Annotated in this window: 19 protein-coding genes; 17 read left to right on the forward strand and 2 right to left on the reverse strand. The window is 30.7% G+C overall.

What is annotated here, in order from left to right; all coding sequences use genetic code 11:
* The first annotated feature begins 172 nt into the window (after positions 1–172).
* From glpK to AQ1689_RS05580, 14 genes are all read left to right on the forward strand, one after another.
* Positions 173–1,654 (forward strand): glycerol kinase GlpK, encoded by a 1,482-nt coding sequence (glpK, locus tag AQ1689_RS05515; RefSeq protein ID WP_101955445.1) that lies wholly within the window; start codon positions 173–175, stop codon positions 1,652–1,654.
* A 532-nt stretch (positions 1,655–2,186) separates the two neighbouring features.
* The gene (locus AQ1689_RS05520) at positions 2,187–4,553 is read left to right on the forward strand and encodes a TonB-dependent receptor (RefSeq protein ID WP_101914406.1); all 2,367 of its coding nucleotides are present in this window, start codon (positions 2,187–2,189) and stop codon (positions 4,551–4,553) included.
* Positions 4,554–4,583: 30 nt separating this feature from the next.
* The gene (locus tag AQ1689_RS05525) at positions 4,584–5,792 is read left to right on the forward strand and encodes a DUF4374 domain-containing protein (RefSeq protein WP_101955446.1); all 1,209 of its coding nucleotides are present in this window, start codon (positions 4,584–4,586) and stop codon (positions 5,790–5,792) included.
* Between the two features lie 234 nt (positions 5,793–6,026).
* Positions 6,027–7,187: a homogentisate 1,2-dioxygenase gene (locus AQ1689_RS05530; RefSeq protein WP_101955447.1), complete on the forward strand. Its 1,161-nt coding sequence runs from the start codon at positions 6,027–6,029 to the stop codon at positions 7,185–7,187.
* 233 nt (positions 7,188–7,420) lie between these two features.
* Positions 7,421–8,584 (forward strand): 4-hydroxyphenylpyruvate dioxygenase, encoded by a 1,164-nt coding sequence (hppD, locus tag AQ1689_RS05535; RefSeq protein ID WP_101914408.1) that lies wholly within the window; start codon positions 7,421–7,423, stop codon positions 8,582–8,584.
* 103 nt (positions 8,585–8,687) lie between these two features.
* Positions 8,688–9,608 carry a tryptophan 2,3-dioxygenase family protein gene (locus AQ1689_RS05540; protein ID WP_101955448.1) on the forward strand — a complete coding sequence of 307 codons (921 nt, stop codon included), beginning with the start codon at positions 8,688–8,690 and terminating at the stop codon, positions 9,606–9,608.
* Positions 9,609–9,728: 120 nt separating this feature from the next.
* Positions 9,729–10,511, forward strand: a complete 783-nt coding sequence (locus AQ1689_RS05545; protein ID WP_101955449.1) for a DUF3108 domain-containing protein — start codon at positions 9,729–9,731, stop codon at positions 10,509–10,511.
* A gap of 87 nt (positions 10,512–10,598) precedes the next feature.
* Positions 10,599–11,870: a peptidoglycan DD-metalloendopeptidase family protein gene (locus tag AQ1689_RS05550; protein WP_101955450.1), complete on the forward strand. Its 1,272-nt coding sequence runs from the start codon at positions 10,599–10,601 to the stop codon at positions 11,868–11,870.
* A 9-nt stretch (positions 11,871–11,879) separates the two neighbouring features.
* Positions 11,880–13,448: a glucose-6-phosphate isomerase gene (gene pgi, locus AQ1689_RS05555; RefSeq protein WP_101955451.1), complete on the forward strand. Its 1,569-nt coding sequence runs from the start codon at positions 11,880–11,882 to the stop codon at positions 13,446–13,448.
* A gap of 136 nt (positions 13,449–13,584) precedes the next feature.
* The gene (locus tag AQ1689_RS05560) at positions 13,585–16,086 is read left to right on the forward strand and encodes a TonB-dependent receptor (protein ID WP_101955452.1); all 2,502 of its coding nucleotides are present in this window, start codon (positions 13,585–13,587) and stop codon (positions 16,084–16,086) included.
* 11 nt (positions 16,087–16,097) lie between these two features.
* Positions 16,098–17,195 (forward strand): hypothetical protein, encoded by a 1,098-nt coding sequence (locus AQ1689_RS05565; RefSeq protein ID WP_101955453.1) that lies wholly within the window; start codon positions 16,098–16,100, stop codon positions 17,193–17,195.
* 113 nt (positions 17,196–17,308) lie between these two features.
* Complete coding sequence (locus AQ1689_RS05570) at positions 17,309–17,731, forward strand: hypothetical protein (protein WP_101955481.1); 423 nt, start codon at positions 17,309–17,311, stop codon at positions 17,729–17,731.
* An 85-nt stretch (positions 17,732–17,816) separates the two neighbouring features.
* Positions 17,817–18,548: a lysophospholipid acyltransferase family protein gene (locus tag AQ1689_RS05575; protein ID WP_101955454.1), complete on the forward strand. Its 732-nt coding sequence runs from the start codon at positions 17,817–17,819 to the stop codon at positions 18,546–18,548.
* 36 nt (positions 18,549–18,584) lie between these two features.
* Positions 18,585–19,565, forward strand: coding sequence for an acyl-ACP desaturase (locus AQ1689_RS05580; protein WP_101955455.1), 981 nt, complete (start codon positions 18,585–18,587; stop codon positions 19,563–19,565).
* 66 nt (positions 19,566–19,631) lie between these two features.
* On the opposite strand, the gene AQ1689_RS05585 is transcribed toward AQ1689_RS05580, so the two are convergent.
* Entirely contained in the window at positions 19,632–20,438 is an 807-nt protein-coding gene (locus AQ1689_RS05585; RefSeq protein WP_101955456.1) for a nitrilase family protein, read from the reverse strand.
* A 76-nt stretch (positions 20,439–20,514) separates the two neighbouring features.
* Here AQ1689_RS05585 and AQ1689_RS05590 point away from each other — a divergent pair, with 76 nt between their 5' ends.
* A complete protein-coding gene (locus tag AQ1689_RS05590) occupies positions 20,515–23,280 on the forward strand; it encodes a PD-(D/E)XK nuclease family protein (RefSeq protein ID WP_101955457.1) in 2,766 nt (921 codons plus the stop codon).
* Between the two features lie 12 nt (positions 23,281–23,292).
* On the opposite strand, the gene AQ1689_RS05595 is transcribed toward AQ1689_RS05590, so the two are convergent.
* Complete coding sequence (locus AQ1689_RS05595) at positions 23,293–23,715, reverse strand: molybdenum cofactor biosynthesis protein MoaE (RefSeq protein ID WP_101955458.1); 423 nt, start codon at positions 23,713–23,715, stop codon at positions 23,293–23,295.
* A gap of 116 nt (positions 23,716–23,831) precedes the next feature.
* On the opposite strand from AQ1689_RS05595, the gene AQ1689_RS05600 reads away from it, so the two are divergent.
* Positions 23,832–25,019 carry a phosphoglycerate kinase gene (locus AQ1689_RS05600; protein ID WP_101955459.1) on the forward strand — a complete coding sequence of 396 codons (1,188 nt, stop codon included), beginning with the start codon at positions 23,832–23,834 and terminating at the stop codon, positions 25,017–25,019.
* Between the two features lie 10 nt (positions 25,020–25,029).
* The gene (locus AQ1689_RS05605; RefSeq protein WP_101955460.1) at positions 25,030–25,455 is read left to right on the forward strand and encodes a hypothetical protein; all 426 of its coding nucleotides are present in this window, start codon (positions 25,030–25,032) and stop codon (positions 25,453–25,455) included.
* The last annotated feature ends 4 nt before the right edge of the window (positions 25,456–25,459 follow it).

Below are 25,459 nucleotides of genomic sequence, written 5' to 3' on the forward strand. Positions count from 1 at the left end.
CTGTCGAAACTATGAATTATTAATGGAATCTTCCGAAAATATAACCAAATTATCCGCCATAAAACTTTTATTGAATAAAATTTAAACAGGCTCTTATTAAAATTTATCTTTTTTTTTAATAGCCAAACTTTAAATTGTAGATTGCTATTTCATTTTATTATACAAATTTTAAATGGCTAAATATATTGTTGCCTTAGATCAAGGAACTACCAGTTCTCGTTCGGTAATTATTAACGAAAACGGGGCTATTGTAGCAATGGATCAGCAAGATTTTGAGCAAATTTTTCCACAATCGGGCAGGGTAGAGCACGATGCTCAACAAATTTTAAAAACACAACTTTCTACCTTAAAAAAAGCGATTAAAAAAGCAGGAATTCATCCATCAGAAATAATGGGTATTGGTATTGCAAACCAACGAGAAACTACCGTAGTTTGGAATAAAAATACAGGGAAACCTATTTACAATGCTATTATTTGGCAAGACAAACGAACAGCGGATATTTGTGAAAAATTAAAAGAAAAAGGACTAGAAAACCATGTACGTAAAACGACAGGTTTGGTTATTGATAGTTATTTTTCGGCAACAAAAATACATTGGATTTTAAACAATGTTCAAGGAGCAAAGCTAGCTGCCGAAAAAGGTGATTTATTATTTGGAACTATTGACACTTGGTTACTTTTTAATTTAACCAAGGGGAAGGTGCACGCCACCGATTACAGCAATGCATCTCGCACGATGTTGTTTGATATTAAAAATTTATGTTGGGATAAAAAACTATTAGCAGCCCTTGATATTCCGATGTCAATGTTACCAGAGGTAAAACCGTCTTCTCATCATTTTGGCGATTATGAATTAGATGGCTATAAAATTCCGATAGCAGGAATTGCAGGCGATCAGCAAGCAGCACTTTTTGGGCAGGCTTGTTTTACAAAAGGCGCTGCAAAAAACACCTACGGAACGGGTTGTTTTATGCTAATCAATACAGGCGAAAACCTTGAATATTCTAAAAATGGACTACTAACTACAATTGCTTGGGGAATTGACAATAAAATATATTACGCCCTTGAAGGAAGTGTTTTTGTGGCAGGATCGGCAATTCAATGGTTGCGAGACGGTTTAAAAATAATTGAAACCGCTGCCGAAAGTGAAATTTATGCAAAAAGTATTACTGATGAAAATCCTGTTTATGTAGTTCCTGCTTTTGCTGGTTTGGGCGCTCCTTATTGGGATATGTATGCCCGTTGCGCTGTGTTTGGTTTAACGCATAGTACAGGTAAAAACCATTTGATAAAAGCAACCTTAGATTCCCTTGCCTACCAAACAAAAGATATTTTAGCGGTAATGCAAAAAGATAGTCAGGTTACATTAACATCATTAAAAGTAGATGGTGGCGCAAGTGCAAATAATTATTTAATGCAGTTTCAAGCGGATATTTTAAACGTAAAAGTTGAACGCCCCGAAATTATTGAAACCACTATTATGGGCGCTGCATATTTAGCAGGTATTTGTGTTGGTTTATGGAAACAGGAAGATATTTTAAGAAGACGAAAAACTTCTGAAACTTTTCAGCCTACTTTTAGTTTAGAAAAGCGTAGCAAATTATATTCAAAATGGCAAAAAGCAGTAGCACGCACCAAAGATTGGATTGATTGAAAACGCCCTATCAATATTAGCAAACTCTATTTCCTGTTTTCCCGAGATTAAACTTTTTTAGATAAAATTTAAACAGGTTTTTATAAATAAAAAATTGACAAGAATTTTAATATAGTTAGAGCCTGTTTAAAAATTAAATAAATTGTCAGTTCGAATGATTTTTTTTCTTCAAATTCCTTTTAGTCATTAAAATCACTCGAATTGACAAGAATCATCAAAAAAAAAGAGACTAAATATGGCTAATCAGGATGCGAACCTAAATTAAATTCAGGTTGACGGATGCGATTTCTTATTTTTCTTTTATATTTTTTTTCAGATGAAACTTAAATAGGCTCTTAAATATTTATTTTTTTTAGATAAAAAGGAGTATTACGATGGTCTAATCAGTTTTTTATTATGAATTTATAACTTAAAATGGCATTTTTATATCGGAATCACTTTTATTAAAAAACGAAGAAACAATAGTTACTAAGAAGAATATTAATTTACTTTTATATTTATATTTATTAAATCTAAATAAAGTAAATTTAACATGAAGTATGTAATAATAATTCTAATCTATTTTTTACAAATAATAACATTAAATGCACAAAACAATAAAATATCAGGTTGTGTATATAATGAATTTAATGAGCAATTAATAAATGCGCATGTAACGCTTTTAGATCAAAATAAAACCATTATTACAAATACCAAAGGGTGTTTTGAATTTTCTGAACCTACTTCAAAAAATTACACCTTAAAAATACAATATATAGGGTATAAAACTTTTTATAAAAAAATTACGAGTTCTTCTAAAAAAACAATGCTATCTTTTTATTTAAAAGAAGATAACAATACTTTAAGTGAAATAATAATTCAAGGAAAATCAAAAGCAGAAAAAATAAGAGATAAAGCTTATTCGGTAAATGTTATAGAAACTCTAGCTTTTAAAAATACTGCAACAAATATTAGTCAGGTTTTAAATAAAGTACCTGGTATTGTTATTAGAGAAGAAGGTGGTTTAGGTTCAGATTTTAACCTGTCTTTAAACGGGCTTTCAGGAAAACAGATAAAAACATTTATTGACGGTATCCCGATGAGTTATTTCGGGAAATCATTAACTTTAAATAATTTTCCGTCTAACACTATAGAATCTATCGAAATATATAAAGGAGTTGTTCCTATTTATTTATCTTCGGATGCTTTGGGAGGCGCTATTAATATTATTACAAAAAAAGGCGTAAATAATTATGTAGATGCTTCTTATTCTTTAGGCTCATTTAACACACATAAAGCAGCTTTTAATACTCAGTATTACGATAAAAATAGCGGGTTTACAGCGCGATTAAAATCATTTTATAATTATTCAGATAACGATTATACAATAGATATAATTGTACCAGGTAAAGGAGGTAAAATAACGGATGAAACGACTAATGTAAAAAGGTTTCATAATGCCTATACTTCAAAAATGGTGCAATTAGAAGCAGGGATTACCAATAAAAAATATGCCGATGAATTATTAGTTGGTATTTTATTTTCTGATAATTATAAAGAAATACAACACGCAAGGTTTCCTCTGAAAATAATCAATCCTTTTGGAGAAGTTTTTGAAAAAAATAAGAGTCGAATCAGTACTTTAAAATATGCCAAAAAAGGTGTTTTCAAAAATCTAGATATTCGTTCTTTTTTAGCTCTTGTAGATAACGAACGCAGATATGAAGATAAAAGTAATCACAGGTATTTTTGGAATAGTGAAATTGAATACGATGACCATTTATCCACAGGAGAGCAAAGCAGTAGAAAAACCGAATTAACCTTATCGCAAGAAAATATATTATTAAATTTTAATTTACAATATCAGCTTCCAAAAGCGCAAATTATTGCGGTAAATTTTTCTTCGGATAATTTTAAAATGGAAGGAAAAGATCCTTTACATCCTAGAAACAATACCCAATTTGGTGAACCAAGTACGGTTGATAAAAAAGTAGTAGGATTGTCTTATTCATTTAATCTTCTTGATAAAAAATTAAAAGGAATTGCCTTCGGAAAAAAATATAATTACAGTATCAATTCTTTAACGACTAATTATTCAGGAACCACAAAAGAAAAGAAAAATATTTTATCTAATTACACAGGGTATGGAGGCGCATTAACTTATTTATTTACAAAAAATACACAAATAAAAACTTCTTTTGAAACTGCCATTCGTTTTCCTGAAAACTCAGAAATTTTAGGAAATGGAATGGCAATTTTAACCAATATTGATTTAAAACCAGAAACTAGTACAAATATTAATCTTGGCTTTAGAACAAATCAATATTTAAGTGATAGACATAAAATTCATTTTGAAACCAATACTTTTTTAAGAAGCTCTAAAAACTTTATTTATTTGCGTCCAGAGTTGGTTTTTCAAGTAAACGATAATTTAGAAAAAGTACTAACAAAAGGTATAGAAGGATCGCTTGAATATACCTTTAATGATGCCTATAGTATTGGGGTAAACACTACTTTTTTAGATATTAGAGATAAAAGTAAATATGTAAAAAATAGCACACAACCTAATCCATATTTAAATGCTAGAATACCCAACGTACCTTATTTATTTGGAAATATAAAACTAAACTATAACACCAAAAAATTATTTAGAAAGGATGATCTATTTTCTATAAGCTCTTTTCAAAATTATGTACATGGCTATTCGTTATATTTTGCTAAAATCGGAAACAGAGATAGAAAATTAATTAAAAACCAATTTACACAAAATATTGAAGCCATTTATTCTATTCAAAATGGAACATATAATATTTCATTTGCAGCTAATAATATTTTTAACGCAAAAGTAACTGACAATTACAATCTTCAAAAACCAGGGCGAAATTTCAGTTTAAAACTAAGATACTACTTATCAAAATAAATATATAAATCAAACTAAACTAAATAAATCATGAAACAATCAATTTTATCAATAGGATTATTATTTGCAATGAGTTTTTTTATCTCTTGTAATGATGATTCGCCAATACAACCAAATAGTACTTCAAACTTAGCAGTTGCTGTTGAAACGACGGGAGAATCTCCTACGGATGTAGTTTTAGGTGTCGATAATTTTATAAATTCTGAAATATCACCAATAGGAAAAGGTATTCAACAAGATGGAAAAAGAAGTTACTATTTTTTAAATGAAACACTTATCAGTTCAGGATATAAAGCTACAAACTGTATCGGTTATAATATTCAAAATGGAGAACTTACTAAAAAAGGAGAATTTGCTTTCCCGGTATCTTTTGATTTATTAGGAAAAGGAGATGATAAAACCATGATTGCGGTAGAAAGCCCGAGAGCTGGTTTTGAAAATAAAACAATTTTTTTAGTAGATACCGATAACATGGTTATCACTAAAAAAACACCTACAAAAATAGATGAAAGAAAAGGTGAAGGTTTAATGTCTTGGCCTACAGGTACTGCTGTAAAAGGAGGTAAGTTATTTTTATCATATTATTTAACTAGTTCTGATGGAAAATGGAAAACCCCAAATTCTAATGAAGCAAGAATTGCGATATATAGTTATCCTGAGTTAAAATTTGAAAAATTGATAAAAGACACTAGAGGTTCTGATATTGGTTTTTATGGAAATTATAACGGATTGGTAAAAGATGAAAATAATAATATTTATACAGCATCTACTTCTTCTTTAGCTTGTGGATTTGACCCTGCTCCAACAAATAAATCAGCAATTTTAAGAATTAAAAGTGGCGCTACCGATTTTGATAAAGAGTATTATTTTGATTTTGAAAAAGCATCAGGAGGTAAAAAAATTAACTTTTTACATTATGTAGGAAACAACAAAGCTGTTGTAAGAATGATTACGGACGATTCTACAAAATGGAGTGCATTTGCTCCTACATCAAAAAAACCTAATTGTAAAATTGCCGTGGTAGATTTAGCAGCTAAAACAGTAACAGAAGTTACAGATATTCCATTACACGGAGGGCAGTGGGCTACTCCTGCATTAAATAGCAATGGAAAAGTATATATGAATATAAGTGATAATAATGGTGCTTATATTTATGAAATTGATGTAAATACAGCAACGGCTAAAAAAAGCCAAAAAGTTGAGGCTGCTGTTGTAAAAGGAATTTTTGACTTAAACTAATTCATCTTTTATATAATTTTTTAATCCGTCTTAAAACGCCCTATTTTAAGACGGATTTTTGTGTTTACATAGTTTTTATAAATACTGTATATTTGTAAAAAGCATCTTAAAAACACAAAAAATGTATGTAGACCTGCTATCCTATTTAAAATATCTGATAAAGCGTAATCCTGAATAAAATTAATAGCGCACTGTAATTATTACAATAATCTATTCATTTAAAACATTAAAATTATGCCATTTTATCATAAACTAGGGAACATACCGCCCAAGCGCCACACCCAATTTCGCAAAGAAGACGGAAGCTTATATTACGAACAATTATTTGGAACAATAGGATTTGATGGAATGTCAACAAATTCTTACCACGAATTTAGACCAACTATGGTCAAAGAAATTCGCAGGCAATATTCGGTAAAGCCAAAAATCGCCAAAGCAAATAATATTCAATCGTATCGTTTTAGAGGGTTTCAGGTAGCCCCCGAAAATGATTATCTAGAAAGTAGAAAAATCGTTTTAACAAATTCAGATTGTAATATTATTTTAGCAGCACCAAAGCAATCAACAACAGACTATTTCTATAAAAATTCTGATGCCGATGAGGTAATTTTCATCCATAAAGGAACAGGAAAGTTACGTACCATGCTAGGGAATATCAACTTTAAATATGGCGATTATTTAGTAATTCCAAGAGGTATTATCTACAAGCTAGATTTTGATGATCAAAATAACAGACTTTTTATTGTCGAATCTTATTCGCCAGTTTATACACCGAAAAGATACCGAAATCATTTTGGGCAATTATTAGAACACGCCCCTTTTTGCGAGCGAGACATCCGCCGACCACAAGAATTAGAAACCCATAATGAACTTGGCGATTTTTTAATCAACGTAAAAAAACAAGGCGAAATTATTGAAATGATTTACGCCTCACATCCTTTTGATGTGGTTGGTTATGACGGTTATAATTTTCCGTATGCTTTTTCAATTCACGACTTTGAGCCTATCACTGGTCGAATTCATCAACCGCCACCAGTGCATCAAACCTTTGAAACCAATGCCTTTGTAATTTGCAGTTTCGTGCCTCGTTTGTACGATTATCATCCAAATGCAATTCCTGCCCCATATAATCATAGTAATATCGATTCTGATGAGGTTTTATACTACGTTGATGGCGATTTTATGAGCAGAAACGACATCGACCAAGGGCATATTTCATTACATCCCGCAGGAATTCCTCACGGACCACATCCAGGAGCCGCTGAAAGAAGTATTGGGCATACAAAAACCGAAGAATTAGCCGTTATGGTAGACACTTTTAAGCCCTTACAAGTAACTGAAGAAGCCATGAAAATTGCCGATGAAAATTATTATAAATCGTGGTTAGAACACTAAAATCAGATTTATAAAAATAATTATTAGAAGCTAATCCTGCTTTCACTACTCGCTTTTTTTTGAAAAAAAATCAAAAAAAGAGCTCAAACAAACCGTTCAATCAGGGCTAAACTCATCTACGAAGTTTAGTATTATTTTAATAATTTATCATTTATATAAAAAGATAATAATCTATTAAAAATAAAAGATTTCCTAGGTTTTTAAAACCTGTGAAGTCTATAAAAACATAAAGAATGAGTAAAAAAGAAGTAACATCAGTAAATTACGGTTTAGAAAAAATATTCGAAGGAGCACAAGATTTTTTACCACTTTTAGGAACCGATTATGTAGAATTTTATGTTGGAAATGCAAAACAAGCGGCACATTTTTATAAAACAGCTTTTGGTTTTCAGTCACATGCTTATAAAGGTTTAGAAACAGGCTCGAAAGACACAGTTAGTTATGTGTTAAAACAAGATAAAATTCGTTTGGTATTAACAAGCCCATTAAACAGTAAATCAGCAATTAACGACCATATTGTAAAACATGGCGATGGCGTAAAAATAGTCGCTTTATGGGTAGAAGATGCTCGAAAATCCTACGAAGAAACCATTAAAAGAGGTGCCAAATCATACCTAGAGCCAACCGTTGAAACAGATGAACATGGCGAGGTAATTCGTGCAGGTATTTACACTTATGGCGAAACAGTTCATATCTTTGTAGAGCGTAAGAATTATAAAGGTGTATTTTTGCCAGGGTTTACAGCGTGGAAATCCGATTATAATCCGCCAAGTGCAGGTTTAAAATATATCGACCATATGGTAGGAAACGTAGGTTGGAATCAAATGGACGTTTGGGTAAAATGGTACGAAGACGTTATGGGATTTGTTAATTTTTTATCTTTTGATGACAAGCAAATTCACACTGAATATTCGGCTTTAATGAGTAAAGTAATGAGTAACGGAAACGGTCGAATTAAATTCCCTATTAACGAGCCTGCAAAAGCGGCAAAACGTTCACAAATTGAAGAATATTTAGATTTTTACGAAGGTGAAGGCGTACAACATATTGCAGTTGCTACCGATGATATTATTAAAACAGTATCGCAATTAAAGGCAAATGGAATAGAATTTTTACCGCCACCACCACAGGCATATTACGACGGTATTCCTGAGCGTTTAGGCGAACACATGAGCATGATGAAAGAAGATATTTCTAAATTACAAGAATTATCAATTATGATTGATGCCGATGAAGAAGGTTATTTATTACAAATTTTTACAAAACCAGTAGAAGACCGTCCAACGTTATTTTTTGAAATCATCCAACGAATGGGTGCTAAAGGTTTTGGAGCAGGTAATTTTAAAGCCTTATTCGAATCCATAGAAAGAGAACAATCAAAAAGAGGAACCTTATAATTAGAATCTAATTATAATATAGATAAATCAAGAGCCATTATAATAAGTTAAACAGCTTATTTTAATGGTTCTTTTAATACTAATTTTTATATAAAATATAAAAATGAATAAAGAAGAAATTTTAAAAGCAATAGAAGAAAAGTCTAAAAAAATAGGTGTTCCGTTAGAAACCATGCTAGAAGGCTTGCTTCATAGCATTCCAATTACCTATTGGGACTATATTCAAACCGATGCTTTGTTAGGTTTACAAATTCCTAGAACAACCGAAAAAGATGAAATGGTTTTTATCATGTATCATCAAGTAAACGAGTTGTTGTTTAAAATGATTTTGTGGGAAATTGATCAAATTTCATTAGCTAAAGAAGTTGTTACTGCTCAGAAATTTTCAAAACACTTAATGCGTATTAGTCGCTATTTTGACATGCTATGCAATTCTTTTAGCGTAATGCAAGACGGAATGGATGTAGATCAGTATTTGAAATTTAGAAATACTTTAGCACCAGCAAGTGGGTATCAAAGTGCACAATATCGTAAAATTGAATTTGCATCTACAGAGCTAATTAATTTAATCGATGCACGTTTTAGAGATACGATTGATAGAGAATCGTCTTTAAAAAATGCCTTTGATCATTTATATTGGCAAGCGGCAGGGAAAGATTATAAAACAGGTAAAAAATCAACATTATTACGCTTGTTTGAAAAAAAATATATGGGTGATTTTATAGACTTTATGGAAGATTATAAAGAATGTAATTTATCTAAAAAATTTCAAGAATTACCTAAAGAAGCTCAAAATGACCCTGAATTAATAGCGGCGATGCGTCATTATGACCATACGGTAAATATAAAATGGGTGATGGCACATTATAATGCTGCAGGAAAATATTTAGGTGGTGGCGATAAAGATTTAGAAGCTACAGGCGGAAGTAATTGGCGTAAATACATGCACCCAAAATACCAACGAAGAATATTTTTCCCTTATTTATGGAGCGAAGAAGAATTAAAAAATTGGGGTATTTTTTAAAGATTTAATACTTTAAAAAATCATAAAATAAATAAAAAAAAGACTGTTCGGATTTTAAATTCAAACAGTCTTTTTTTTTGGAACAGTATTTGTCTAACTTTAGACATAAGTTTGAACATTATGAAAAACCATTTTTTAGTTATTTCCGTATTATTTTTTAGCCTATTTGCTTTTGGTCAACAAAAAAATGCACCGTTTAATGATGGTGAATTTCTTGCGTTTAAAATGAGTTATAGTGGTTTTTTTAAAGCAGGAACTGCTACTTTATCTTTAAAAGAAGAAGCGTTAAACGGGCAAAAAATATTTCACGCAACTGGCAAGGGTTGGACTACCGGTATGATTAAATGGTTTTTTGAGGTGAATGATGATTATCAATCTTATTTTGATAAAAAATCAGGAAAACCCTATGTTTTTAAAAGGAAAATAAACGAAGGAGGACATAAAAAACACAAACAAATAATCTTTAATCAGCAAGAAAACACGGCTAGTATTCATGATTTTCGAAACAAAAAAGATACACTAATTAGGGCTGTAAACGTGCAAGATATGATTTCTTCTTTTTATTTTTTAAGAAGTTACGACACTAAAAACATGAAAAAAGGAGAAGAGATAAAAATTGATATGTTTTTTGACAATCATACCTATCCTTTTAAATTGCGTTTTTTAGGAAATGAAACACTAACAACAAAGTTTGGAAAAGTAAAAACCCAAAAATTTAGACCCATCGTAAAAGCGGGGCGTGTATTTAAAGCGCAAGAAAGTGTTACCGTTTGGATAACCGCCGATAAAAATAAAATTCCTGTAAAAATAAAAGCCTCTTTAGCAGTGGGGTCACTTCGTGCCGAGCTTTCTGCTTATAAAGGATTAGCAAATCCATTCAAAACAGTTTTTGGTTCAAAATAATAAGTTGTTTACTTATTGTTAAAGTACAATAAGCAATAGTTTTTATTTGTATTTTTGCAGGTACACATAAATTTAAATTACTTTTTTTTGAAAAAATATATTCATTTACTACTTGCCTGCTGTTTGTTTTTCTCTTGTAAAACAGCTACTGAAAAAAAGGTAAAACTTCCTGTTGAAATAGTAAAACCAAAAGCTGTTTACGCTTATGGTTTTAATTTAGATAATTTTAAAATAGTTAACGACACCATAAAAAAAGGAGAGAGTTTTGGTGTTATTTTAGATCGTCATCATGTATTGTATCCTAAAATTAATAAAATAGCAACGACTATTAAAGATACTTTTGATGTTCGACGCATTCGTTCAGGTAAAAAATATACGGTTCTTACCTCAAAAGATTCTTTGCAAAAAGCCCGTGTTTTTATTTATAAACACAATAAAGTCGATGCTACAATCATCAATTTTAACGATTCAATAATATCAGCTTATCAGGTACATAAAAAAATTACAACCATAGAAAAACAGGTTTCAGGTAAAATTTCATCAAATTTATCGGTAACCATGGATAGTTTAGGCTTAAAAGCGAGTTTAACCAATACGGTTGCTGATATTTATGCTTGGACCCTTGATTTTTATAGCTTACAAAAAGGCGATAGTTTTAAATTAATTTATGATGAAAAATTTATTAATGATACTACTTTTGTTGGCTATGGAGCAGTAAAAGCAGCTGTTTTTAATCATAAAGGAGAAAACTTATATGCCTATAAATTTGTAGGTGATTCTATTTCTAAAACACCTGAATTTTATAACGAAAATGGAAATATGCTTCGTAGGGCATTTTTAAAATCGCCTATTAAATTTCAATATCGAATTTCATCACGCTATAATTTAAGAAGAAAAATTGCACTTTATGGAAGGGTACGCCCACATAAAGGAACTGATTTTGCTGCAAAATATGGTACCCCAATAATGACTACTGCAAGCGGAACTGTTATCGCATCTGCAAGGCGAGGTGGTAATGGAAATTATGTAAAAGTTCAGCATAATACTACCTACACAACACAGTATTTGCATATGAAAAAAAGAAATGTTAAGGTTGGCGATTATGTAAAACAAGGTGCTATTATTGGCTGGGTAGGGATGACAGGAAACACTAGTGGTCCTCATGTTTGTTATCGTTTTTGGAAAAATGGTAAACAAGTAGATCCTTTTCGTCAAAAACTTCCAACAGCCGAACCTTTAGATGCTAAAATTAAACCAAGATATTTTGAGTTTATAAAGCCCTTGAAAATAAAATTAGATGCTATAAGTTTAATTCAAAAAGATACCATTTATACTTCTTCTAACGAAAGAAAAAATTAGCGATATGTTATGCCTTTACAAAACATCAACCCAGTGCAAACTGATGCTTGGAAAAAATTAACAGCTCATTTTACCCAAGCAAAGCAGTATGAGTTAAAAGCTCTTTTTAAAAAAGATAAAAACAGAAAAGAACAGTTTTCTATTTCTTTAGATGACTTTAAGGTTGATTACTCAAAAAATCACATTACCCAAGAAACCATTGATTTATTAGTTTTATTAGCTGAACAAACAAAACTTAAAGACGCAATTTCTAAGTATTTTTCTGGTGATAAAATTAACGCAACAGAAGATAGAGCCGTATTACATACAGCTTTGAGAAGCAATTCAAGCACGCCTATTTTAGTCGATTCAGAAGATATAAAGCCTAAAATACAAGCCACATTAAGTAAAATGAAGGCTTTTAGTGATGCTGTAATTTCTGGAAAATGGAAGGGTTTTACTGGTAAACCAATTACCGATGTTGTTAATATAGGCGTAGGAGGTTCTGATTTAGGACCAAGCATGGTGGTAGAAGCGTTGCAATTTTACAGCAATACATTGAACTCACATTTTGTATCAAATGTAGACGGAGATCATGTATTTGAAGTATTAAAGAAGCTTGATCCTGAAACAACATTATTTGTAATAGTTTCTAAATCATTTATGACTGATGAAACCATTACAAATGCAAATACAATTAGAGATTGGTTTTTAAAATCGGCAGCAATTACCGATGTTTCTAGGCATTTTGTGGCAGTGTCGTCTAATGTTGAGCAAGCAATCGATTTTGGAATTAATCAAGAGAATATTTTTCCGATGTGGAACTGGGTTGGCGGTAGGTTTTCTTTATGGTCAGCTGTTGGTTTATCAATTAGTTTGTCTATCGGATATGATAATTTTAAAGAATTATTAAATGGTGCCGAACAGGTTGACGAACATTTTAAAACAACCGATTTTGATAAAAATATTCCTGTAATATTAGCCCTGATAAGTGTTTGGTATAATAATTTTTTTAAATCAGAAACCGAAGTTATTTTACCATATAGCCAGTACTTATGTAAATTACCTGCTTATTTACAGCAGGCAATTATGGAAAGTAACGGTAAAAGTGTTGACAGAAATGGTCAAGAAATTAACTATCAAACAAGTGGTGTTATTTGGGGAGGTACTGGTACTGATATTCAACATGCCTTTATGCAGTTATTACATCAAGGAACAAAATTAATACCTGCCGATTTTATTGGTTTTGAAGAACCTTTACACGGTTTAACAGCGCAACATAAAAAATTAATGGCTAATTACTATGCTCAAATGGATGCCTTGGCGTACGGTAAAACAAAACAAGAAATACATTTAGAATTAAAATTAGCAAATAAATTAGCGAAAATAAATCAATTATTACCTTACAAAACCTTTGAAGGTAACCGACCGAGTACTTCATTTCTCTTTAAAAAGTTAACACCAAAATCATTAGGAATGCTTATTGCAACCTACGAACATAAGATTTTTACACAAGGAGTGTTGTGGAATATATTTTCATATGATCAGTTTGGGGTTGAACTGGGTAAGGAATTGGCAAAAAAAATGCTAATTAATTAGTAAAAGTGTTATTTATAGACTTTTTATTTATTTTATTATTAGTTAACTCTTGTTAGAAAGCTTAACATTAAGTTAATATTGACAAAATGTAAAAGCAAGACCTTTGCAGCGCATTTAATAATAATTTAGATTAGAAATGAAGAAAATTAAAAATGTTTTACTAGTAGCGCTGTTCTTTGTAGCGGCAACAGTTTTAGGACAAATTCAACTTACCGGTAAGGTAGTTGACGAAATGGGAGAACCTCTTCCTGGAGCTGGTCTTATCGTTAAAGGAACTGCCAACGGAACAGCAACAGATTTTGATGGAAATTTTAAGCTAAGCGCTAAATCGAAGTCAGGAGTTGTAGTGGTATCTTTTATTGGATACGTTAATCAAAAAATAGCTTACACAGCTTCAAAAGGTAATTTAGGAACTATTAAATTAGCGCCTTCAAATGTTTTAAATGAAATTGTAATTACAGCAACATCTTTTGCTGTTGGTAGAAAAACACCAGTAGCGGTATCAACACTTAAAGCTGCTGATATTCAAGCAAAATTAGGAACACAAGAATTTCCTGAAGTTTTAAAATCTACTCCTGGAGTATATGTTACCAAAACCGGTGGAGGTTACGGAGATTCTCGAATTAATTTACGTGGTTTTGCTTCAGCAAATGTTGCGGTTATGATTAATGGAGTTCCTATTAATGATATGGAAAGCGGTAAAGTGCACTGGTCTAACTGGGCTGGTTTATCGGATGTAACTGCAGCAATGCAAGTTCAAAGAGGGTTAGGTGCTTCTAAAGTAGCTGTGCCTTCTATTGGTGGTACGATTAATATCATTACAAAATCTACTGATGTTAAAAAAGGAGGAAGTATTAATAGCTCAGTAGCGAATGATGGGTATCTTAAATACGGAATGACGCTTTCTACAGGTTTAACTGATAATGGTTTAGCAGTTACTGCTTCTTTAAACAAAATGTCAGGAGACGGATACGTAGACGGTACGCAATTTAAAGGATTTAATTATTTTTTAAATATCTCAAAACGTATAAACGCTAAACATAAAATATCTTTTACAGGTTTTGGTGCAAAACAAGAGCACGGGCAACGTTATAATAGAAAATCTATTAAATTTAATAGAAACACTGAACAAGGTGGAAGAAGATTTAATCCAGATTGGGGATATAGAAATGGAAAGATTGAGAATTCATCTTATAACTTTTATCACAAACCTCAGTTATCATTAAACCATGATTGGACTATTTCTGAGAAGGCATTTGTAACGACTGCTTTATATGCTTCTGTAGCTTCAGGAGGAGGTAGAAGAACTCAAGGAGATGCTCTTAGAACTAATCTTGATGATTACAGATTAGGTGGTGTTGATCAGCCTATCGGTTATGATAAAATTGTTCAAGAAAATATTGCAAATGGTGTAAATGGATCTTCTAATATTTTTACATCTTCAATGAACGATCATAAATGGTATGGAGTATTATCTACCTTAAAATATGATATTGATGAAGAATTTACTTTCTCGGGAGGTTTAGACGCAAGATATTATGTAGGTTCTCATTATTATGAAGTAAACGATTTATTAGGAGGTGACTATTGGTTAAACAATAACAAAGCCTTAAAAGTTGGTGATCGTTTTAGTAAAGATTACGATGGTTATGTAAAACGTAACGGAGTATTTACACAATTAGAATACTCTAATGGAGATTTATCAGCATTTTTCTCTTCTTCTGTATCAAATACAAACTACAGTAAAGAAGAAAATATGAATGCTTTAGGAATGTCTGATAATTATAATTTTATTGGTTTTGGTAATAAAGGTGGTGTTAATTATAATATAGATGAAAAGCATAACGTATTCGGAAACATCGGGTATTTATCAAATGCACCATTTATGAATGCCGTATTTACAAATCAAAGAAATAATGACTTCAACAAAGAAGCTGCTAACGAAAAAGTATTTAGTGCCGAATTAGGGTACGGTTTTAAATCGGAAATTTTTTCAGCGAATTTAAATGTTTATAGAACTTCTTGGTTAGACAAGTCGGTTACCAGCTCTATTGTAGACCGTATTACAGATGAACGTTTGTATGGTAACTTTACAGGTTTAGATGCTTTACACCAAGGTGTAGAATTTGACTTTGTTTATAAAGTAACAGATAAGTTAAAGTTAACAGGTATGGCATCTCTTGGAGATTGGACATGGCAAAGTGATGTAAAAGGAATCATTGAAAATGAATTAGGAACTCAGCGATATGAAAAAGAAATTAACGCAAAAGGGTTAAAAGTAAATGATGCAGCACAAACTACATATGCCGCAGGATTATCGTATGAGCCAATTAAAAAGACAAAGTTTTTTGTTGATTATAATTATGCAGGTGATATCTATTCTAAATTGAATATAAGCGAAAGTACAGACAGACAAGATTCTTGGAAAATGCCAAATTATCATTTATTTGATTTAGGTTTTAGACATGGATTTAAAATAGGAGACTTTAACGCTACTTTAAATGGTAAATTAAATAATATTTTGGATACAGAATATATTTCAGATGCTTTTGATGGATCAAATCATACAGCACAAGATGCTACGGTATATTACGGAGCAGGAAGAACATTTAGTTTAGGATTAAAAGTTAAATTTTAAAAAATAGAATCATGAAAAAAATATTTTTATTAGTAGCTGTTTTTGCAATGGTTTTTACTTCATGTGAACCATTAGAAGACATCAACGCAGAAATTGACGCACAAGAAAACGCTATTGTAGCAGATGTAGTATATACGCTTGAAGATGACGATTATACAAACAAAGTTACAAAAGGAGGGTTAGGTTTTAAATACGCTAATTTTAATTCAGAAGCAGATGCAAAAGCAGAATTACCTGCATTTTTAGCAAGTAAATACCCTGTATTTGGAAAAAAATCATCAGCAGCAGTAACCTTTAAAGTTTATAGCAAAAAAAATACTGAAAAAAGTTTAGAAAGCTATGAAGTAACAAAAGCAGATTATACTGAAGCAGGACAGAAATATGGTAACTTTAGTAAGTTTTCTCATATTACTGATTTTTTAAACGGTAAATATACAAACCCTGCAAACAGATTGTTAGTTTCTTTAACCTACAAATATTATTCAGGATCTGTTTCAACTCTTAACAACGGTTTCTTATTTAGCAATGGTGCTTGGGAATTAGTAACAGGTTTTTCAAAAGAAGAATACAAGCAAATGGGGGAGTCTCATCCTAATTTTTCTAGTAAAGATGAAGCGTATGCTAAAATTCCAGTATTTTTATTAGATAAATATAAATACGAGCCAAAAGAAGCAGGAACTGTTCAAGGATTTATGTACAACATGTATGTTGGTGGTGGTGTAACAGATAGTTTTGTTATTTATTTCATCTATGATGGAAACAACTGGGCTAAATATACCAATACTGTTGAACAAACAGTTAAGTTTGGGCATGACGGAACTAATTGGGTTCCTGATAATACTATCAAATATACTTTAACAGGAGCTGATTACGCTTTAATTGGTAATGACAAGTATAACAATTTTGATGTAAGAGCAGGTAAAGATGACGAAACAGAAGCTGTTCGTTTAGATAAAATTAATACAATTTTATTAAACAATTTCCCTACAGATCTTGAAGGTCAAAAATATATTGTTTCTTATTCAGTATATGACGGAGTTAATAAAGTTTTTACAATGAAACTTGTAAAACAAGGCGCTGTTTATGTTATTCAAAAAGAAGAAGCATAAAATAGTTTCATAAAATACAATTTAAAAACCACCTCAATCGAGGTGGTTTTTTTATGAGTAAAATTCACTAAATTTGCCAGCAACAAAACAAAAATTAACACAAACACATCATGATGAAAACATTACATTCTTATTGGGCATATATAGTGCTAGCGATATTAATTTATACCGTAGTAAATGCCATTATAGGATTCGTTAAGAAAAAAGAATTTACACACAACGAATTTCGTTTAGGCTTATTTACTTTAATTACCACGCATATTCAGTTATTAATAGGTTTGATATACTATTTTATGTCGCCATGGTTTAAGGCCTTAATATCAGATACAAAAGCAGTAATGGGAGATTCATCAGCTCGTTTGTTAGCGCTAGAGCATCCATTAATGATGATTATCGCTATTGTATTAATTACTGTAGGATGGTCAAAACATAAAAAACAAGTAAAAAGTGAAGACAAATTTAAAACCTTTGCCATCTTTTATGGGCTAGCATTAGTAGTAATACTATCAAGAATCCCTTGGAATAATTGGATGTAATAGTACTTAATTCGTTTTAATTGAAATATATAGTCCCACTTTCGTGGGATTTTTTATTTTTGTATTCTACTAAATTATAATACTAATGAAATTTATAAGTTATATTATCTCTTCAATATTTGCAGTAGTCTTCTTTTCGTTGCTACTAATTTTTCATCCAATACAATGGTTGGGCTTAAAGTTATTTGGGCAAAAAGGACATCAAAAGGTGGTGAATATTATGAATTGGTTTTTAATTAAATCATTATTAGTTTTAGGAATTCGTGTACTTGTCGAAAATGAGCAAGAACTGCCAGAAAATACCAGCTTAATATTTGTATCAAACCATCAAAGTACCTTTGACATATCGCCGATTATTTGGCATTTTAGAAAGAACAATCCAAAGTTTGTTTCTAAAAAAGAATTAGGAAAAGGCATCCCTAGTATTTCTTTTAATTTAAGACACGGAGGTGCAGCTTTAATCGATAGAAAAGACCCAAGACAAGCCCTAACCGAGCTGGCAAATTTTTCAAAAACTATTGGTAAAAATAACTGGTCTGCTGCTATTTTTCCTGAAGGAACACGAAGCGTAACAGGTGTGCCAAAATCATTTTCACCAAACGGTTTAAAAATGATTGCAAAATACAATCCCGAAGCTTACGTTGTTCCGTTAACAATCAATAATTCATGGAAAGTGTTTAAATATGGGAAATTTCCATTAGGCTTAGGAAGTCCTATCAAAATTAAAACACATGCGCCAATAAAAGTAAATAGTTTGCCTTTTAATGAGTTGATAAATAGTGTAGAAACTACCATTAAAGAAGCAATCGATTGCTAAAATAGAAACAAAACAAACAACTATAAAATATATATTATGTCAATACAAAACATCCGAAAGGAAGTAATGAAAACGCTCGAAAAGAACATTGATATTTTCGTAGATAAATTTTTAATCCCTGCTGAAAAAATTTGGCAACCAACCGATTTTTTACCAAACTCACAAAAAGATACTTTTATTAGTGAAGTAGAAGAAATCAGAGAATTATCGAAAGAATTAGACGATGATTTCTGGGTGGTTTTAGTAGGCGATACTATTACGGAAGAAGCATTGCCAACCTACGAATCGTGGTTGTTAGATTTAGACGGAATTACACAACACCCCGATAACGGCTGGGCAAAATGGATTCGTGCTTGGACAGCAGAAGAAAACCGTCATGGCGATGTGTTAAACAAATATTTATACCTTTCAGGACGTGTAAATATGCGTGAAGTAGAAATTACCACACAGCATTTAATTACCGATGGATTTGATATTGGAACCGCTAGTGACCCGTATAAAAACTTTGTTTATACAAGTTTTCAAGAATTAGCTACTTATATTTCACACTTGAATGTGGCAAAAATAGCAAAGAAACAAGGGCATAAATCGTTGGCTAAAATGTCTCGAATTATCGCTGGAGATGAAATGCGTCATCATTTGGCATATACTGAATTTATCAAGCAAATTTTTGCCATTGACCCTAGTGAAATGATGTTGGCTTTTCAACACATGATGAAGCATAAAATTGTAATGCCAGCCTATCATTTAAGACATTCTTTTGAAGCAAAAGGAAGTTTGTTTGATGATTTTTCAACAGTGGCCCAAAGAGTTGGCGTTTATACAGGTTTTGATTATGTAGATATTCTTAAAAAATTAAATATTGCTTGGGAAATTGATAAAATTACAGGTTTAACACCAGAAGCTGAAAAAGCCCGTGATTATTTAATGAAATTACCAGACAGAATGTATCGAATTACAGAACGAATGGTAATTCCTGATACAAAATTCAATTTTAAATGGATGATTCCAGCATAAAAAATAAATATTAAATAAAAAAAGCAATCTTAGGGTTGCTTTTTTTATTTAAAAATCTTGAAGAAATTAATTAAAAACAAACGCATCTTTATCATTTAAAAAACCAAATTTACTACGAATTTCAGCTTGTTTTTCTTTATCTAAAGTAATTAATAATGAAACTTCTTCTCCGTTATTATTTTTATCCATGCAATTCCCAAGTGTATCATAACTAACAGAATTTCCGTTATATTGATGCCCGTTAGCATCCGTTCCAACTCTATTTACACCAATGGTATAACTCATGTTTTCAATAGCACGAGCTTTTAATAAAGTATCCCAAGCGTCAATTCTTGAACTTGGCCAACTTGCTACATATAGTAATACATCGTAATTTTTGGTGTTTCTTGCCCATGCGGGAAAACGTAAATCATAACAAATTAAAAGGCAAATTTTCCAATCTTTATAATTAACGATACTTTTTTTAGTACCAGCGGTAAATATTTTTTGTTCGCCAGCAAGTGTGAATAAGTGTTTTTTATCATAAAAATCTATTTTACCTGAAGGATGCACAAACAATAATCTGTTATAATAAAGTTCTTTTTCTTCGGAATTAAAGGCTTTTTCTTTGATAATAATACTTCCTGTAATCGCACATTTTTTTTCTTTGGATAATCTTTTCATCCAATTTACAGTATCACCATTCATAGTTTCTGCTAATAAATGTGCTTTCATGTTAAAGCCTGTGGTAAACATTTCGGGTAAAATAATTAAATCGACATCCGAAGAAAGTTTGTTTATTTTTTCTTCAAAAAGCTTTCTGTTTTCCGTAGGATTTTCCCAAACAATGTCAGATTGTACAAGTACTGTTTTAAGTTTATTATGCGTATTCATTATTCAAAAAATGACCTGGTTATTCTTATCAAAAATAAGATAAAATTTGTACTTTGGGTTGATTAAAAAAAAAGCTATGAATTCGTTTATTTCTGAAACTTTAGAGGCCATTTTAGAAACCACTAAATCATTTGAAGATGTTGTATTTATTCTTCCATCTCAAAGAGCAGGAGTGTTTGTAAAGCAAACATTTAAAGATAAAATTTTTGCAGGTTTTTTGCCTGAAGTTCTTAATATTGGAGATCTTGTTGAAGATATTTCTGAAATTACAAAAGTAGATTCTGTACAATTATTATTTCATTTTTATACGATTTATAAAGAAGCAGAAGAAAAACCAGATTCGTTTGATATATTTTCTACTTGGGCTTTTACGGTTTTAACAGATTTTAATGAAATTGACCAGCATTTAATTGATCCGACTAAAATTTTCGTGTATTTACGAGATATTCATCGCTTAGAAAAATGGTCGGTAAAAGGAGAATTTAAAGAAACAGAATTGATAAAAGATCATTTTTCTTTTATAGAAAGATTAGAGAAATTTTATACTGTTTTTTATAAATTTTTATTGGAAAATGAAATAGGGTATCAAGGTGTTTTATATCGTGAAGCAACGAAGAAAGTAGCTGGTTTTTTAGAGAAAAATCAACATAAAAAATATTTTTTCATCGGATTTAATGCCTTAAATACGGCAGAAGAATTTTTATTTCAAGCTTTTTTATCCGAAGGAAATACCAAGGTATATTGGGATGTAGATAAATCATTTTATCAAACAAATCATCAGGCGGGTAGTTTTCTTAGAAAGTATAAGAAAAACTGGAAATATTACGAAAAAAGTACAGGAAATAAGCTTGAAACCATTAAAAATTACTTTGCTGAAACCAAGAATATTCAAGTAATTGGTGCTTCAAAAAATATTACACAAATAAAACATGCGGGTGAAATTTTAGCAAAATTACCAAATCATAATAATACCGCCTTGGTTTTGGCTGATGAAACGTTATTGCCGATTACCTTAAATTCATTGCCAGAAAGTGTGAAGGCGATCAATATTACTATGGGATATCCGTTAAAAGATATTCCTACAACAACTTTAATTTTTGCTATTTTTCAGTTGTTTAATAATCAAGAAAAATTACAAAAACAAACCGAGAATTTATTTTATCATAAAGATGTTGTTCGTTTTGTAAAAGATGCGGCTATATATAAAATATTGCAAATTAATGAACTTGAAAATGTTGCAGAGATTATTTCCGCAGCTATTGTTACAGAAAATAACACCTTTATAAGTCGCGCTAAAATCAATGATTTTTTAGCACCTTTAGATGATGAAATCAAACAAATTATTGGGCTTGTTTTTTCGAAGTTTTCAACGATATCAGAATTTTTATCTAGAATATTACAGTTGATTAATGTTTTAAAAGATAGGGCAAACGATTTAGAAAAAGAATATTTATTCCGTTTTTATACGGCTTTTACGCAATTACAAAACTTACATAACGAGTTTAATTATGTACAAGATTTAAAAACGTTACATCAGTTTTTTAAACAATTAATTCAATCGGAAAGTTTATCATTTCAAGGAGAACCACTTCAAGGATTACAATTAATGGGAGTTTTAGAAACTCGAATGTTAGACTTTGAAAATGTAATTATTACCTCGGTAAATGAGGGCGTATTGCCTGCAAGTAGTCAGCAAAATACTTTTATTCCTTTTGATGTAAAAATTGAATTTGGTTTGCCTACTTACAAAGAAAAAGATGCACTTTTTTCGTATCACTTTTTCAGATTATTACAACGCGCTAAAAATATTTTTATCCTATATAATACAGAACATGATGTTTTTGGAAGTGGTGAAAAAAGTCGTTTTGTAACACAATTAGAAATGATGCGCGATGATATTACTGAAAAAACAATCAGCCCTAAATTAGTAACATCGCCTGTAAAATTAAAAGAAATTAAAAAAGATGTAAAGGCTTTAGAAAGTTTGCGAGAACTTGCTAAAAAAGGAATATCTCCATCGGCTTTAACCAATTATTTATACAATCCGATGGCGTTTTATAAGCAGAAAATTTTAAAGATAAATGAGTTTGAAAATGTTGAAGAAACCGTTGCTTCAAATACGATGGGTAATGTAGTTCATGATGTTTTAGATGCTTTGTACACCCCGTATATTGGTGCGTTTTTATCGGTTGCCGATATTGATAAAATGAAAGTTAAAACAAAAAAATTAGTGATTTATTACTTTTCGAAACATTTTAAGAATGGAAATATTTCGACAGGAAAAAATAGGTTGATTTTTGAAGTAGCAAATCGTTTTGTTGAAAATTTTTTATCCAAAGAAAAAGAACTGTTAAAGGATGAGAATAATCGCTTAAAAATTATAGGAGTAGAAGATTTTTTAGCTACTGAAATTATGGTTGAAGGAATTGATTTTCCTATAAAAATACACGGAAAAGTAGATAGAATAGACGAGTTAAATGGCGTTATTCGAATTATAGATTATAAAACAGGAATGGTAGATGCAGCTAAACTGAAAGCTACTGATTATACCAATATTCGAGATTTAAAACATCATAAAGCAATTCAAGTAATGTTGTATGCTTTTTTATATACTAAAACCAATAATTTTGATTTTTCAAAAAATTTAGAAGCAGGAATTATCTCTTTTAAAAACTTAAATAGTGGGTTTTTGAAGATGAATTTTTCAGCTAAAAGAGGTGGAAATGATAACTTAATTACAGAAGAAAAATTAGCCGATTTTATGGATGAAATAAAAACGTTTTTAATCGAAATATATAACCCTGAAGTTGATTTTATTGAACCAGCAGATTTGCCTTATTAAAAGAAATATTTATTAAGGATGTGCATTTACCCAAACTTCCCCGTCTTCAAAATACTCTTTTTTCCAGATAGGAACGGTTTCTTTTAAAGTATCAATAGCAAATTGACAAGCTTCAAAAGCAGCGTTTCTGTGTGGAGAAGAAACGGTAATAATTACAGGAATATCTTTTATTTGTAACAAACCTTCGGCATGATGAATAGCAATTTTTTTGATGCTAAATTTAGCGAGTGCTAAATCGGCAATTTTCTGCATTTCTTTAATTGCCATTGGTTTATAGGTAGAAAAATCTAATTGAGTTACGTTTTTATTTTGTGTTGAATTCCGAACAGTTCCAACAAAAGCAGCAATGCCACCACAAGCGGAATCTTCTACAAAATTATAACATTCTTGTAAATTTAGTTTTTCAGCAGTTACTTTTACGCAGGTTGTATTCATATCAAAATAATAAACAATCACAAATATATCTATTTGAAAAGCTAAATAGTGCAAACGAATCAGATTTAAATAATTATTTTTGTAGATAACAAAAACGAACACACTTTAAAAAAAATATGAAAACATTAAACGATTTTAATTTCGAAAATAAAAAAGCCTTAATCCGTGTAGATTTTAACGTGCCTTTAAATGATACATTTGAAGTAACAGATGCTACCAGAATTCAAGCAGCAAAAGCAACCATTATTAAAGTTTTAGAAGATGGTGGAAGCTGTGTTTTAATGTCGCATTTAGGACGTCCTAAAGCTCAAGAAGAGGAATTTTCATTACGTCATATTGTAGCAGAAGTAACTAAAACGTTAGGTGTTCAAGTAAAATTTGTTAACGATTGTATCGGAGATAAAGTTGAAGAAGAAGTTGCTAATTTAAAAAATGGCGAAATTTTATTATTAGAAAATTTACGTTTTTATCCTGAAGAGAAAGCAGGAGATGTTGCCTTTGCTGAAAAATTAGCAAATTTGGGAGATATTTATGTAAATGATGCTTTTGGTACGGCACACAGAGCGCACGCTTCTACGGCTGTAATTGCGCAATTTTTTACTGATAACAAATGTTTTGGACATTTATTATCAACAGAAATAGAAAGTATTAATAAAGTTTTAAATGATGCAGAAAAACCTGTAACTGCTATTTTAGGAGGGGCAAAAGTATCGTCTAAAATTGGCGTTATTGAAAATATTATTGAAAAAGTAGATCATATTATTGTTGGTGGTGGTATGACTTTTACTTTTATAAAAGCTTTAGGCGGAAACATCGGAAATTCATTAGTTGAAGATGATAAATTAAGTTTAGCATTGGCTATTTTGAAATTAGCAAAAGAAAAAAATACAGAAATCCATTTACCTGTTGATGCTGTAATTGCTGATGCTTTTTCGAATGATGCAAACACGCAAATTGTGGATACTACCGAAATTCCTGAAGGATGGATGGGACTTGATTGTGGACCAAAAACTTCAGAAAATTTTGCAGCAGTAATCGCAAAATCTAAAACTATTTTATGGAACGGACCTTTAGGTGTTTTTGAATTAGAAAATTTTTCAAAAGGAACTATTGAATTAGGAAACGCTATTTCAAAAGCAACTGAAAATGGTGCTTTCTCTTTAGTTGGAGGAGGAGATTCTGTAGCCGCTGTAAAGCAGTTTGGTTTTGGTGATAAAGTAAGTTATGTTTCTACAGGTGGTGGAGCAATGTTAGAAATGTTAGAAGGAAAAACATTACCAGGAATTGAAGCTATTTTAAAGTAAAAATTAAAATATGAAATTTTTGAATCTAAAATATTTTCTTTTACTAGGGTTTATCTATTTTATGATGAGCTGTTCTAGTTTTAACCTTGGATATACCCATGGTAGAGCTATAAATAGTTTTATTTTGATAAATAAAAATGACAAATTTATTGGTAATAGAAGAATTAAATACCATTTAGGGCATCATGGAAAAACAGATTTATATAATTTTTTAAATAAACGAGAATATCCCGATTTTATTTATGAATTTGAGGATGATAAGAAAAGTCAAACTCTTGTTTTATTTTATCCAAAGATAGATTCAGCTTTTGTATTTAAGCCTTTTAATAGAAGATCTATCGGTTTAATTCTAAGAAAAAAAAGAGTAATAACACCATACGAAAGAGTAGTTTATAGTAAGTTAGTTAGAAGTAAATGTGGTCAATTATATAAATAATCTA

This window comes from Tenacibaculum finnmarkense (assembly GCF_900239185.1).
In the GTDB taxonomy this organism is placed as follows: domain Bacteria; phylum Bacteroidota; class Bacteroidia; order Flavobacteriales; family Flavobacteriaceae; genus Polaribacter; species Polaribacter finnmarkensis.

Coding starts and splice junctions, on each gene's coding strand:
- glpK (WP_101955445.1), top strand. CDS start 173: ATGGCTAAATATATTGTTGCCTTAGATCAAGGAACTACCAGTTCTCGT.
- AQ1689_RS05520 (WP_101914406.1), top strand. CDS start 2,187: ATGAAGTATGTAATAATAATTCTAATCTATTTTTTACAAATAATAACA.
- AQ1689_RS05525 (WP_101955446.1), top strand. CDS start 4,584: ATGAAACAATCAATTTTATCAATAGGATTATTATTTGCAATGAGTTTT.
- AQ1689_RS05530 (WP_101955447.1), top strand. CDS start 6,027: ATGCCATTTTATCATAAACTAGGGAACATACCGCCCAAGCGCCACACC.
- hppD (WP_101914408.1), top strand. CDS start 7,421: ATGAGTAAAAAAGAAGTAACATCAGTAAATTACGGTTTAGAAAAAATA.
- AQ1689_RS05540 (WP_101955448.1), top strand. CDS start 8,688: ATGAATAAAGAAGAAATTTTAAAAGCAATAGAAGAAAAGTCTAAAAAA.
- AQ1689_RS05545 (WP_101955449.1), top strand. CDS start 9,729: ATGAAAAACCATTTTTTAGTTATTTCCGTATTATTTTTTAGCCTATTT.
- pgi (WP_101955451.1), top strand. CDS start 11,880: ATGCCTTTACAAAACATCAACCCAGTGCAAACTGATGCTTGGAAAAAA.
- AQ1689_RS05560 (WP_101955452.1), top strand. CDS start 13,585: ATGAAGAAAATTAAAAATGTTTTACTAGTAGCGCTGTTCTTTGTAGCG.
- AQ1689_RS05565 (WP_101955453.1), top strand. CDS start 16,098: ATGAAAAAAATATTTTTATTAGTAGCTGTTTTTGCAATGGTTTTTACT.
- AQ1689_RS05570 (WP_101955481.1), top strand. CDS start 17,309: ATGAAAACATTACATTCTTATTGGGCATATATAGTGCTAGCGATATTA.
- AQ1689_RS05575 (WP_101955454.1), top strand. CDS start 17,817: ATGAAATTTATAAGTTATATTATCTCTTCAATATTTGCAGTAGTCTTC.
- AQ1689_RS05580 (WP_101955455.1), top strand. CDS start 18,585: ATGTCAATACAAAACATCCGAAAGGAAGTAATGAAAACGCTCGAAAAG.
- AQ1689_RS05585 (WP_101955456.1), bottom strand. CDS start 20,438: ATGAATACGCATAATAAACTTAAAACAGTACTTGTACAATCTGACATT.
- AQ1689_RS05590 (WP_101955457.1), top strand. CDS start 20,515: ATGAATTCGTTTATTTCTGAAACTTTAGAGGCCATTTTAGAAACCACT.
- AQ1689_RS05595 (WP_101955458.1), bottom strand. CDS start 23,715: ATGAATACAACCTGCGTAAAAGTAACTGCTGAAAAACTAAATTTACAA.
- AQ1689_RS05600 (WP_101955459.1), top strand. CDS start 23,832: ATGAAAACATTAAACGATTTTAATTTCGAAAATAAAAAAGCCTTAATC.
- AQ1689_RS05605 (WP_101955460.1), top strand. CDS start 25,030: ATGAAATTTTTGAATCTAAAATATTTTCTTTTACTAGGGTTTATCTAT.